Annotated in this window: 9 protein-coding genes and 1 rRNA gene; 6 read left to right on the forward strand and 4 right to left on the reverse strand. The window is 59.2% G+C overall.

The genetic code is table 11. The features are described 5' to 3' along the window. Positions 1 to 101 precede the first annotated feature (101 nt). Positions 102 to 1,991: an SWIM zinc finger family protein gene (locus tag EKD03_RS15475; RefSeq protein WP_129632849.1), complete on the forward strand. Its 1,890-nt coding sequence runs from the start codon at positions 102 to 104 to the stop codon at positions 1,989 to 1,991. A gap of 588 nt (positions 1,992 to 2,579) precedes the next feature. On the opposite strand, the gene EKD03_RS15485 is transcribed toward EKD03_RS15475, so the two are convergent. Both EKD03_RS15485 and EKD03_RS15490 read right to left on the reverse strand, forming a co-directional pair. Beyond that, complete coding sequence (locus EKD03_RS15485) at positions 2,580 to 2,783, reverse strand: hypothetical protein (RefSeq protein WP_129632852.1); 204 nt, start codon at positions 2,781 to 2,783, stop codon at positions 2,580 to 2,582. Positions 2,784 to 3,204: 421 nt separating this feature from the next. After that, the gene (locus EKD03_RS15490; RefSeq protein WP_129632855.1) at positions 3,205 to 4,353 is read right to left on the reverse strand and encodes a hypothetical protein; all 1,149 of its coding nucleotides are present in this window, start codon (positions 4,351 to 4,353) and stop codon (positions 3,205 to 3,207) included. Between the two features lie 361 nt (positions 4,354 to 4,714). Here EKD03_RS15490 and EKD03_RS15495 point away from each other — a divergent pair, with 361 nt between their 5' ends. The 3 genes from EKD03_RS15495 (at position 4,715) to EKD03_RS15505 (ending at position 6,811) form a co-directional block, all read left to right on the forward strand. Continuing rightward, positions 4,715 to 5,737, forward strand: a complete 1,023-nt coding sequence (locus EKD03_RS15495; protein ID WP_129632858.1) for an STAS domain-containing protein — start codon at positions 4,715 to 4,717, stop codon at positions 5,735 to 5,737. 181 nt (positions 5,738 to 5,918) lie between these two features. Further along, a complete protein-coding gene (locus tag EKD03_RS15500) occupies positions 5,919 to 6,437 on the forward strand; it encodes a DUF4405 domain-containing protein (protein WP_129632861.1) in 519 nt (172 codons plus the stop codon). Further along, positions 6,434 to 6,811: a hypothetical protein gene (locus EKD03_RS15505; RefSeq protein ID WP_129632864.1), complete on the forward strand. Its 378-nt coding sequence runs from the start codon at positions 6,434 to 6,436 to the stop codon at positions 6,809 to 6,811. Before EKD03_RS15500 ends, EKD03_RS15505 begins: the two co-directional genes overlap by 4 nt. A 51-nt stretch (positions 6,812 to 6,862) precedes the next feature. On the opposite strand, the gene EKD03_RS15510 is transcribed toward EKD03_RS15505, so the two are convergent. Together EKD03_RS15510 and ftsH are read right to left on the reverse strand one after the other, a co-directional pair. Then, complete coding sequence (locus EKD03_RS15510) at positions 6,863 to 7,852, reverse strand: CaiB/BaiF CoA transferase family protein (protein WP_129632867.1); 990 nt, start codon at positions 7,850 to 7,852, stop codon at positions 6,863 to 6,865. Between the two features lie 20 nt (positions 7,853 to 7,872). After that, the gene (ftsH, locus tag EKD03_RS15515; protein WP_238613548.1) at positions 7,873 to 9,879 is read right to left on the reverse strand and encodes an ATP-dependent zinc metalloprotease FtsH; all 2,007 of its coding nucleotides are present in this window, start codon (positions 9,877 to 9,879) and stop codon (positions 7,873 to 7,875) included. A gap of 299 nt (positions 9,880 to 10,178) precedes the next feature. Between ftsH and EKD03_RS15520 the strand changes: the two genes are divergently transcribed. Beyond that, complete coding sequence (locus EKD03_RS15520) at positions 10,179 to 12,065, forward strand: ABC-F family ATP-binding cassette domain-containing protein (RefSeq protein WP_129632870.1); 1,887 nt, start codon at positions 10,179 to 10,181, stop codon at positions 12,063 to 12,065. Positions 12,066 to 12,456: 391 nt separating this feature from the next. After that, positions 12,457 to 12,531 (forward strand): 16S ribosomal RNA (locus EKD03_RS15525); the annotation flags it as partial.

Below are 12,531 nucleotides of genomic sequence, written 5' to 3' on the forward strand. Positions count from 1 at the left end.
ACCATCCAACCTACACCCTGGCACTCGACCGCCGCAGCGGGCTGCGCTGCCCGGCCTGCGCCGGCCAGGCATAAGCCACACGCATATTAAGGAAGGTACGCATGAGAGGTGTCCCCGGCCTTAGCAAGCAGGTGATCCGCCGACACGCCGCAGGCGAGATCTTCAGCCGCGGTGAGAGCTATGCGCGTGAGGGCATGGTCGCTGGCCTGACGCTGCGCGATGGTGCCCTGGAGGCGCTGGTGCATGGCAGCCAGTACGAGCCCTACCGCGTGTATGTCACTTTCGATGCGGGCGGCGTGGCCGTGGCGACCTGCACCTGCCCCGCTGGGGGAGGCGCTTGGTGCAAGCATATCGTCGCCGCCCTGCTCGTCGCGCTCCAACAGCCCGAGAGCGTCCAGGTCGCATCGCCCCTTGCGGCGCTGCTGGAGCTCCTCGACCGTGAACAGATCCAGAGCTTGCTATTGCGCCTGGTCGCGCGCCAGCCCGACCTCGCCGACGTGATTGCGGGGGAGGTCGCGGCGACACAGGCCCGTGCCACGCCCCGTGCCGCCCCGACACGCCCGCCCGTGGATGTTGGCCCGATCCAGCGCCAGATGCGTGCGCTGCTGCGTGCGTCGTACCGCGACTACGACGACTATTATGACGAGGACGGCCTATCCAGCACGATCATCGAGGGCATGGGCGCGATCCTCGACCAGGTGCGCGGCTTCGTTGAGGGCGGCGATAGCGCCAATGCGCTGAGTCTGCTCGATGCGATCACCGAGGAGTGTCACGCGAGCCAGAACGACTTCGACGACTCCTACGGCGCCCTTGGCACTGTCTTAGCCAGCCTGGGCGATCTCTGGGCCGAGGCGCTGCTCGCGGCGGATCTCAGGCCCGACGAGCTGGAAGAGTGGGCCGAGCAGCTCGCGGAGTGGGCTGGCGATGCGGCCGACTACGGGAGCGACTCGGGCATGCGGCTGGCGATGCGGGCCGCCCAGGAGGGCTGGCACGACCCGCAGATCATCCGCGCCCTGCGCGGCGAGCCGGTGCTCACTTTTGCGCCAAGTGCAGTCGAGGTAGACGCAGTCGCAGAGCCGGATGTGGAGGAGGAGTGGAGCGAGGACGAGGATCTGGACGTGGAGGAGGAGTGGGATGAGGAGCCGCCCGCCATAATGGGAGCGCCAGCGACCAGCCTGCGGCCGAAGCTGGCCCTGATCCGGCTGTGCATCCTAGAGCGCCAGGAGCGGTTGGATGAGTATCTCAACCTTGCCGCAGCCTACGGGCTGCACCGCGAGCGCGCCTTGATGCTGGCCCACCTGGGCCGGACGGAGGAGGCCGTCAAGGCGGGCGTCGAGACCCTCGCCAGCGCCGCCGATTCCCTGGCTCTGGCCACGGCGTTGCGCGAGGGCGGCCATCTCGACGCGGCGCTCCAGGTCGCCGAGCACGGTCTGGCCCTCGATGGGCTGCGGGGCGCCCTGGGCGACTGGCTGGCCTCACTTGCGCCTGGCCTTGGTCGGGAGGATCTGGCTCTGCGCGCGGCGGAGGTGGCCTGCACCAGCGAGCCGAATATGGCCCGCTACCTGGCTGCCCGCGATATCGCTGGCGCGGGCTGGCCCGATCTGCGTGCGCGGCTCCTCGGCCATCTGCGTGCGGGCGCCGGGGGCTGGATGAGTTCTCGGGCCCAGGCTGAGATCTTTCTGCACGAGAGCCTGATCGACGACGCGATCAAGGTGGCTGAGCGGGACAGCTACGGTGTGCTGGAGCTGGTGATGGACGCTGCGATCACCGCCCGACCCCAGTGGGTGATCAAGAAAGCCATCGCCCAGGCCGCGCCGATCATGAGCGGCGGGAAGGCCCAGCACTATGACCGGGCGGTGAGTTGGCTGCGCCGGGCTCGCGACGCCTACCGCGCTGCGGGCCCGGCAGACGATTGGGAGCGCTACCTCGCGGGCGTGCGGGCGACCCACGGGCGCAAGTACAAGCTCATGGGGCTGATCAAGGGGTTGTAAGCGATGCCCTGCATGATTGCAAAGCTGATCCTGCCGCATGCCTGTATGCTTGCCAAGCACTTGTTCGCTTGCTAACTCAGATAGGAGCAGAGCCATGTCAGACATAAGCACAAAGACCTACAATCTTCTTAGCACCGATGGCCAGATCTACAAGAGTATTGTTAAGGGCATGCTTGGGGGCAACCGTACCCTTAAACTCTACGGACATCTTGACTGTAGTTCAGCTATTCGTGTACTACCGGGCTTCGCTACAGTACGAGTCTTCTTCGCTCACGAGTCGACGGCGATCGCCCCTGTAGCAACTGTATGAGGGAGCGATTTAATGTTTGGAGAGCAGGTGGCACCCCTGGTAACCCCTGGCTCGTCACACCGGATGCACCGCGCAGCAAGGGTGGCTTGACCTAAGGGCGCTGGGCTTCTTGGGCGAACTTGACCATAAGCAAGGACGGTATGAGCGTATTATAATGCTGCTCTCAGCACAACGCACGCACACCTGTACCAGATGATCCGCCAATATGTGCCATGCTATTGTGCTGAACGCGCGGCCACAATCCAGGGCGGGAACTGAAGCGCAGGCAAACCCTATGTTCAATCCTCGATACCAGCCAGGTGTGGCAAGCGCACTTCGCCTAGGACGATAATGGCGCGATCATCGTCGGTCTGACGGCATCTGGGCGGGCAACGGTGATTGGCCTGAACTTGAATCGTCCCGTCCTGGTGCGCTTCCGCCGGCTGTGGATTAGCGCTGGCTGGCACCCGCCGACTGAGTAGCCAGAGCCTACGGCGACGCATCGCGAACCTTCCCATGTCCTCCGCAGATCGTCTCTACGCGCTGGCTTTCCGTAAGCGGTTTTTCTCGATTACCGGCCCGTTGATTGCTCAGGTTTCAGTTCACCGCATGTAGCCACCATGTAGCCAAACGGGCAAACAATGGTGAAAAAAAGAACACAGGTGCGGAATATATTTCACTCTAGGAAGCCAAAAATGGACATCTGCGGACGTGGGCGGAACGCCCTCCCCAGAACTTAAAAACCGTTGGGAGCAACCCCTTACGGGTTCGAGTCCCGTCTTCGGCACCAATAGGGGCGCGTCGCGACGCGCCCACCGGAATGATCCTATCGCCTCGCCATCCCTCTGTGGTAGAGCAGATCAACTACAGAGGACGAACATAAGTAAGGATGTATCACGATTCGCGGATGCCATACCTGAGAGCCTACGCAGCCTTATGGTAGTTACCCAAATTATCCATAAGCTGCTCGTCACCAATCAAGTTGACCCAACCAGCTTCGAGGACGCGCTGGCTGATCCGTAGGAACGTGCCGTATTCCTTCTTCAGGTCAGTGGGGATGGCGGCGTATTGCTCACGGACGAAAGCTTTCGTCTGTTCAATTACGGCGCTGAAGTCCTCGGTGTAGAAGGCCGACAACAGGTTCTTTCGCGCCTCAGATTTGTTCATTCCCATCGAGTCGCAGAGTGCATTGAGGAATCGTGGATCACGCTGATTGCACGGATTCACACAGAATTTGCCCCAACGGGTGTTGCCCTGGTCAATCACTCGGTCGCCCACCTCGTCAAAGATGCGGCACGCCGCGCTGCCCGCTTTGAGCGCGGCGGCAATCGTTGGATCGCTCGATAGCACCAGCGCCAACGAGGGCAATTGCGGTTGTGTGTGGCGCAGTACGCTGTAGTTCATCGAGGCTACGGCGATGAATCCTGCGTTCATCACAATCTGTTCGGCAAACTCCTCCGCATACTGGTTCCAGAAGATCTCTACATCCTCCTGGAGGAAGATCTGGTTCAGTCGTAGTACCCGTGCCTCGCGCACCAAGGTGTCGTTCATCAGAAGATGTAACAACTCGAAGCGGTCTTCGGGTCGTGCGATCAGATTGACTTGCTCTACCATACCGCCCAGCAGTGCCAAGTAACGCTCGGCTTGCCCACGTGATGGCGCACCCTGGCGACGTAAATGCTCGGTGTGCGATAAACGCTCAAGCACCCAGAGCATCACCTCATCGCCCCGATCAATCGTCTGGTCGCCAAGGTAGACCAGGGCGGTTGCAATGGCGGTCGCCGCACAACGTTCTGGGTCGTCCACCTCGTCTGCCGCAAGAATGCCGCAAAACGCGACTGACTTGGGGGCGATCTGATCCACGAGTGCCCGTCGTGCATGGGAGTCTAGGTCGGGCCGCGCATGGGCCAGAATCGCGAGGAGATCATCGGCGCAGTGCTGGTAGATCCGGTTGATGCGTGTGAGCATCGGCTTGCTGATCTGAGCAGGGAAGCTGTTCCCAAAGACGGGGCTGCTCCAGAGACTGGTGACGAGCTCGTTTAGTTTTGCGGAACAGGTAACGCCGATACTCATAGGGTACCTATCGGTAATGTATCCTCATCTTCCCGTAAGATGATCTATGTTCATCGTACTATTGAGGTGTAACTAGTTCATTACCGGAAAACTACGCTGTGTAGGAGTTATGCAGGGCATGTGCAAAATCCTTGGGGCTGCACCCCAAGCCCCATTTTTTGTGGTGTTTTGGCGGCGAATCCGCCAAAACACCACAAAAAATTCTGCGGGGGCGGCGCAGCCGCCCCCGCACCCCCACCGGAGGTGACTCTGCACATGCCCTGAGGAGTTATGTGTCGCTGCTTCAAAAATTTCCAATATGTGCTAGGATGAGAGCGAGATAAGACACTCTATATGGTTATGGCCTGCAAATGGAGGCGTGATGGATAGTTCGCAGAGCTTTGTGCTCGAATCACGGCGCCAACTCATCCGCTTTATCGCCTTGATGGTGGCAGGTGTAGGGGCATTGGTGATGATGATCATGCTCGTCCTGATCATCGTCATTCCCAATAATGCAAGCCTGATCATATACCCCTTGTTGTTGGGGATCGGGGTGATCGGTGGCTTCATTACCCTCTCCTTACTCCCGCGAATTGCTCTTGCGTATGCCATGCTACCCTTGGTGCTCTCTCTGATTGCTGCAGCGGTCGCTGGCGGTATGATCTTCCGTGAAACGGTGCTGATCGCTGCCTCATTTTTGACCGTCATCGCTTTGTTGGTGAGCCTCGGTCAGCAGCGGATGATTGCCTTACCAATTGGGACGCTGACGGTGCTGATTGGTGTCGCGTTGGCGGCGATGGTTCCGCAGACGACGCTTGCCTCTGATCCGCATAGTCTCGGCTCGGCCTTGCCCTTTGTCAGTATGGCCGGGATCGGTACGGTGATAGCGGTGAGCTGGTTGATCGCTCTGCGCTTGATCAAGATCTCGGATCAAGCCGTTGTGCTTGCCAACCAGCGAGCGCAGGAGGCTGTGCATGCCCACGCCGAAGCAGAAGCGCGTGCGAACGAGTTGGTTGAGCAGAATGAGGCTCAACAGCGTCTGATCGAGTTGGTGGCTTCGCTCGAAATGCCTGCGGTCAGTTTGGCCGATGGGGTCATTCTCATGCCGCTGATTGGCCATATTGATACCCGCCGCTCCCAGAGTCTCACCACCCATCTGCTTGAGGTGGTGCATACCAACAGGGTACATCTGGTCGTTATTGATGTGTCGGGCGTGGCAATCCTTGATACGGGTGTCGTGCAGAGTCTTATGCGCACCATCAATGCCGTGAAGTTGCTTGGTGCCCGTGTGTTGATCTCTGGTATTCAAGTCTCGATGGCGACGACAATGGTGCAACTTGGTATGGGTTTTGAGGGAATTGAGGTGGTGCGGACGCCCCAGGAGGCGCTCGTGCATTTGGTGTAGGGGCAGCATTGCCCTATGCGATGATCGAACTCTCGCCCTCACAATCGCCACGCCGCCGCCTCGGCGGTCATGTCTCGCTGCGCTTGGGCGAGCATTCATAAATATGCCCAATATTCATAACTTCTGAAAATCTGCTTGCTATGATGCCCCTAGTGTTTATCTAAAGCCAAACCCTACATCTATGAAATCACAAAAACGCCAACCTATCACTGCTCGCACCAACCTGATCATTGCCTTGCTCATCTTCGTCGGTTTCCTGCTTGCTACCGCCCCGCGCTTTACCGGCATTACTATTCACGAATGGCTCGGCATTGCCTTTGGAGCGGCGATCATTGTCCACTTGCTTATCCACTGGCAATGGATCATCGCCGTGGGCAAGAAGCTCTTGAGCCACGCCCACGCCTCCGCCCGCATCAACTACCTGCTCAACATTCTACTCTTTATTGACATAACACTAGTTACCTTCACTGGAATCATGATCTCTGAGGTTATCCTGCCGCTCTTCGGTATCCGCATGCCCCACGCACCAATCTGGACCCGTCTACACAGTCTCACCTCCGATGCTGGCGTGATCCTCATTGCCCTCCACGTTGCCCTCCACTGGTCATGGATTATCAAGACGACTACCCGCATCTTTGCGCCACTCTCCCCCAAGCCCAAGGTGCGCTCTGAGATCCCGGCCCAGGAGGTTACCCAATGAAGATCATCACCCGAACCCTCATCCTGCTCGTTGCTGCGTTGGTCGTCGTTGCGATCACCATGGGCTTCTCATCAGCAGGTCTGCTCACCTTTCTTGGCTCCAACGATAATCACGCCCCACCCGCCTTTAGCCAGGGTGCGGCCCCTTCCGGCTTTATGCCCGACAGCACCCAAGAACACCAAGAAGGCTTTCGCCCGCGTGGCGGCCATGGCGAGGGGCGTGGTGGAAACCACATCAATAACGAACCCAGCCTGCTCGGTGGGGCCGAGATCATCAAAAACCTGATCCTCACGACGGTCATTATCGTTGGCGTTGTCCTGTTCAGCCGGGTCTTCAGGTCGCTACGTGCGTCGCGTCCGCAGGTGACGCCATAATCTCTATGTGGAGGGTGTTTGGTAGCTACGCTACCAAACACCCTCCACATTCTATCCCACCGGTAACTCCAGATGCGCCACACCCTCTGCCGCCGCCTCGGCCACCGTCCGCACCGGGGTGACACACGCATCCACCTGCGCAAAGATCTGTGCCCAGGCTTCTAGTGGGCGCACCTCTATTGCCGTCGCTATCGCTGCCCCCAGTCCCACCTGATCCCCATCGTGCTGGTGCGCAGCCAAGTCGGGGCGTCCAATCGCTTTACAGAAGCGCTCCCAGAAGTGCGCTTCTAACGCTGCTACCGCTAGGTGGCGGCCATCCGCCGTGCGGTAGATCCGATAACACGCCAGATCCCCCGCCAGAATATGCCCGCGCTCACGGCTCACTGGCACCCCAGCCTGCTCCACCGCATACCACGGCTCCATCAACCAGCGCATCGCCGCATCCATCGGCACATCAACCACCCCGCCGCGTCCACTGCGCTCGCGTGCATGGAGCGCCCCCAGGATCGTCGTCGCCGCCATCAGGCCACTCGTCAGGTCGGCCAGTTGCGCCCCCGGCATGGCTGGCTCGCCATCCACGGATGTCATCGCCAGGAAGCCCGAACGTGCCACAAAGTTGAGGTCATGCCCCGCCAATACACTATCTCCCGGTGTGGCGCCAAACCCACTGATCGCACAGTAGATCAAGCGCGGGTTCGCCGCGCAGAGTGTGGATGCCCCCACCCCCAAGCGCTCCAACACCCCAGGGCGGAATCCATCTACCAAGACATCGGCGCGTTGCGCCAATTCGCGCAGCCGCGCCACATCTTCCGCCAGCTTCAGATCGAGCGTAAGGTGCGCTTTGCCGCGATTGAGGACGCGAAACTGCGGACTCTCACCACGCGCATCGAGTGGCGGCATCACCCGCATCGGATCACCACCGGGGCGCTCGACCTTTGTCACCTGCGCCCCCATCCCCACCAAAATCTGCGTACAGGCTGGCCCTGGAATATAGGCCGCTACCTCAATGACATGTATCCCCGTCAGGGCTTGGGCCAACATATGCTGATACGTTTCCTTCCCTACACCACCGCAATTCCCGGTTTCGGCATTGCGATAGGATTCACCCGTTCGACCTGTGTTGAGGGTATCGGTGTTCCCCCGACCGGTGGCGGTGGCAGATCCTCACCCCGAATAATCGCCTCCACCTGCTGACGGTCAATCGTCTCATGATCGAGCAACGCCTGTGCCAGCCGGTCTAAGATACCACGATTCTTCGTCAACAGACCGATTGCCGTCGCCATTCGCTCCTCCAACAATTTGCGCACCGCCTCATCCAAGCGTGCCGCCGTCGCCTCACTATGATCGCGTGGCCCGGCCATCTCACGCCCTAAGAATGGACTCTCCACCCCTTCGCTGGCGAAGAGCAACCCCATCTCCTCACTCATCCCCCAGCGCCCCACCATACGTCGTGCCAGTTGGGTTGCACGCTGGAGATCATTCTCGGCCCCAGTTGTAATCTCACCAATCGCCACCTGTTCCGCCGCCCGCCCACCAAAGAGCGTCGCCAGTTGAGTGCGCAAATATTGGCGCGAATAGTTGAAGCGATCCCCCTCCGGCAGATATTCCGTCACTCCCAGCGCTCGCCCACGTGGGATGATCGTTACCTTATTCACCGGATCAGATTCGGGCAACAGGCTCGACACCAGCGCATGACCCGCCTCATGGTACGCGATCACCTTCCGCTCATGCTCATTCATCAACACTGGGCGCTCGGTGCCCAGCACGATCTTATCGAGTGCCTCGCCAAAGTGCTGCACCCCAATCATACGCGCACTGTGGCGGGCAGCATGCAGGGCCGCCTCGTTCACCAAATTGGCCAGATCCGCCCCCGCAAAACCAGGGGTCTGCCGCGCCACAATGGACGCATCAACATCCTTAGCCACCGGCTTACCCCGCATATGCACGCGCAGGATCGCCTCCCGTCCGCGCACATCGGGCAAGCCCACTGTCACCTGACGGTCAAAACGCCCCGGACGCAGCAGGGCCGGATCGAGTACATCCGGGCGGTTGGTCGCTGCAATGATGATCACGGGCATCACGCTCGTCTCGAAACCATCCATCTCCACCAGGATCTGGTTCAAGGTCTGCTCACGTTCATCGTTGCCGCCGCCCATTCCCGTGCCACGCTGACGGCCAATCGCGTCCAGTTCGTCAATGAAGACGATGGCTGGCCCATTGCGCCGCGCTTGGTCGAAGAGATCGCGCACACGTGAGGCCCCTACGCCCACGAAGAGCTCCACAAACTCACTCGCACTCGTACTGAAGAAGGGCACCCCCGCCTCGCCCGCTACCGCCTTGGCCAGCAGCGTCTTCCCCGTCCCGGGCGGGCCAACCAACAACACCCCACGCGGAATCTTCGCCCCAAGCTGCTGATAGCGCTCCGGGTTCTTTAGGAAATCTACGACCTCGGTCAGTTCGCGCTTCGCCTCCTCCGAACCCGCTACCTCTGCGAAGGTCACGGTCGGGCGATCCCCGCCACTATTCAGCTTGGCCCGCGACTGCCCAAAGCTAAATACGCCCTGCTGCCCACGGTTCTGCTGGCGCATCATATAGACGAAGAAGCCCACAAAGAGCAACACCGGCCCGAAGGTCAACACCATGCTCCACAACAGCGAGCGCTCCTCAACCGAAGCAACAATCTCGACCCCCTGTGCTCGCAACAGCGGCAACAATTCCAGATCCCCCACCCCCGGAATGGTACTGGTGAAGTCCGTTGCCTCACTCGGTGTTGCCCCAAATGGCGAGCCGCCACTGATTGTTGCCCCCGCCCCCGCCGCGACCGGCCTCTTCAGAACGCCCTCCACCCGTTGATCATTCAGTTCCACCCGCTCCACATTCCCCGCCTGCACTTGGTCGAGAAATGTACTGTAGGGCAGACTAATTGTTGTTGGAGTTGGTCGCAGCGCAAAAATATTCCACACCAACATCAGCCCAAAAATGAAGGCCATCCAGCGAAAGAGCGAACCACCTCCAAATGGGTTCATCCGTCCGCCGGGTGATTGACGATCAGGTTTTTGAGGGAACATGGATAGACTCCTTAATATTCCTTTGCAGGGGCGAAGCATCGCCCTCTATGGAGCATAGGGAACATAGACTACATTCGTGGGCTCCTCTTTGTAGGGGCGAAGCATCGCCCTCCATGGAGCATTAGGGAATATAGACTACATTGGCGGGCGATGCTTCGCCCCTACTCCTATATATATAGTACGTTGAAAACCCTCTTTGAGGGGGCCTCTAGTGTTAGTGTGCCATTAGAACTTTGTCAGGGTGAATGCCTTGATCGGGTGCAATGACGCTCCTAATCAGTAGTGGTATAGTAGACCCCATGAATCTCCTCTCTATCGAAACGATCAGCAAACAGTACGCCGAACGCCCGCTCTTCCAAGAGGTAACCTTCGGTATGAACCGTGGCGAACGCATCGGCGTGATTGGGGTCAACGGCAGCGGCAAGAGCACCCTGCTGCGCATCATTGCCGGCATCGAGCTACCCGACACTGGCCGCGTCGTCTTCGCCGGGGGCACCCACGTTGCCTACCTGCCCCAAGCCCCCTTACTCCCAGAGCAACAGACCGTCCTAGAGGCGGTCTTTGCCGGTGATTCGCCGACCATTCGCCTCCTGCGGCGCTATGAGCAGGTGAGCGCCCAACTTGCCGAGCAACCCCATAACCACGATCTGCTGGCGCAACTCAATGCACTCACCCCGCAGATGGACGCCCTCGGTGCCTGGGATGCTGAAGCCGCCGCCCATACCATCATCACCGAACTAGGGCTAGCTGAATACGTCAACGCGCCTATCGCCATCCTCTCTGGTGGCCAGCGCAAGCGGGTTGCTATGGCACGGGCTTTAGTTGATCAGCCCGATCTGCTCATCCTTGATGAGCCAACCAACCATATTGACACCGACACCATCGCCTGGATGGAGGACTATCTCGCCCGCATTCCATGTGCGCTCATCCTCGTCACTCATGATCGCTACTTCCTGGATCGCCTGGTGACGCGCATGCTCGAACTTGACCGTGGGCGGCTGACGAGCTACAACGGCAACTATGCCAGTTTCCTCGAACAGAAGGCCGAACGCTTGGTGCAAGAAGCCGCCGCCGAAGAGTCACGCCAAAATCTGCTGCGCCGCGAGATCGCCTGGTTGCGGCGCGGTGCTCAGGCGCGTACCACCAAGCAAAAGGCCCATGTGGAACGTGTACACAGCCTCATGGCGCAGCGCCCCGATGCTGCTCAGGGTACGGTTGAGATCGATCTCGGAACCGGACGCCGCATCGGTAAGCGCATTCTCGAACTCCATGCCGTCAGTAAGCGCTACGGCGAACGTTCCCTGATCAATGCGTTCAGCCTAGAACTCCGCGCCAATGATCGCATCGGCATCATCGGCCCCAACGGAAGTGGCAAGAGTACACTCCTCAACCTCATTGCGGGGCGGGTTGAACCCGACAGCGGCGAAATTCGTGTCGGTACCACCATTCACATGGCCTACTACGACCAAGAGAGTGCCGGGCTAGACCTCTCCATGCGCGTGGTGGACTACATCCGCGAGGTGGCTGAATTGGTACGCGGACGTGATGGCGCCCTCGTCGCGGCCACCCAGATGCTCGAACGCTTCCTCTTCACCGCTGAGATGCAGTGGACAACAATTGAAAGACTCTCCGGTGGTGAACGACGGCGTCTCTATCTGCTACGCCAACTCATCCACAACCCTAATCTGCTTATTCTTGATGAGCCAACCAACGATCTCGACCTGCAAACATTAGGGGTGCTAGAGGACTACCTCGACGAATTCAATGGCGTCGTGATCACCGTGTCGCATGATCGCTATTTCCTGGATCGAGTCGTCGGACGCATCTTTGCCTTTGAGGGTGCAGGGCGCATTGTCGAATATCCCGGCAACTACAGCCTCTATCGCGAGTATCGCGCACGTCAGGCCAGTACGCCGCCACCCACACCCGCCAAGCCGCGTTCTGCACCCACACCTCCGCCGCCGAGCGGCCCGCGCAAGCTGAATAGCAAAGAGCGCCGCGAGATCGAAAGCCTAGAACGCCGTATCAGCGAATTAGAAGCCCAGCGTGATCTCCTTGGCGAACAACTCAACCAGACTGGCAATGATCATACCCGTTATGCACAGATCGCCGATCAACTCGCTCAGATCGAAGCGGCCATCGAAACCGCCTTCACCCGTTGGGCCGAACTCTCCGAACTCGCATAATAGGCGCTTAACATCTTCATAAAATTCGTCCAAGATCAATCCCGCCGTGGCCCGGTGACAACCCTGATTCATCCCCTCAGAATGCCAAAAAACCCTTTGTGCATGTCTGATTTGACAAGATAGGGGCTGAGTGCTATACTACACACGTTGGAACGAATGAGGTCTCACTCAAACAAACGAGGCAGACCAAACAAGTTAGGTAAAACATCCGCGAACCGCGCTGAAATCCTAATTTCAGAGACGTCGCCAGGAGGTTCAGCAACACTGAACATATCCTGGTTTTGTTTTTGCCTAATAGTTCTCCAACACGCACCTTGACAACTAAACTACGATAGCAAGTGGGTTCACGTATTACAGAGCTGGAGTAATGGCGCAAGCCAAGCTTCGGTCAACAACGCAGAGTTTGATCCTGGCTCAGGATGAACGCTGGCGGCGTGCCTAATGCATGCAAGTCGAACGCAGCAAG

This window comes from Candidatus Oscillochloris fontis (assembly GCF_004138135.1).
In the GTDB taxonomy this organism is placed as follows: Bacteria; Chloroflexota; Chloroflexia; order Chloroflexales; family Chloroflexaceae; genus Oscillochloris; species Oscillochloris fontis.

Bases quoted from the DNA above. Each gene is read 5' to 3' on its own strand.
- EKD03_RS15475 (WP_129632849.1), top strand. From the start codon at position 102: ATGAGAGGTGTCCCCGGCCTTAGCAAGCAGGTGATCCGCCGACACGCC.
- EKD03_RS15485 (WP_129632852.1), bottom strand. From the start codon at position 2,783: ATGCGTCGCCGTAGGCTCTGGCTACTCAGTCGGCGGGTGCCAGCCAGC.
- EKD03_RS15490 (WP_129632855.1), bottom strand. From the start codon at position 4,353: ATGAGTATCGGCGTTACCTGTTCCGCAAAACTAAACGAGCTCGTCACC.
- EKD03_RS15495 (WP_129632858.1), top strand. From the start codon at position 4,715: ATGGATAGTTCGCAGAGCTTTGTGCTCGAATCACGGCGCCAACTCATC.
- EKD03_RS15500 (WP_129632861.1), top strand. From the start codon at position 5,919: ATGAAATCACAAAAACGCCAACCTATCACTGCTCGCACCAACCTGATC.
- EKD03_RS15505 (WP_129632864.1), top strand. From the start codon at position 6,434: ATGAAGATCATCACCCGAACCCTCATCCTGCTCGTTGCTGCGTTGGTC.
- EKD03_RS15510 (WP_129632867.1), bottom strand. From the start codon at position 7,852: ATGTTGGCCCAAGCCCTGACGGGGATACATGTCATTGAGGTAGCGGCC.
- ftsH (WP_238613548.1), bottom strand. From the start codon at position 9,879: ATGTTCCCTCAAAAACCTGATCGTCAATCACCCGGCGGACGGATGAAC.
- EKD03_RS15520 (WP_129632870.1), top strand. From the start codon at position 10,179: ATGAATCTCCTCTCTATCGAAACGATCAGCAAACAGTACGCCGAACGC.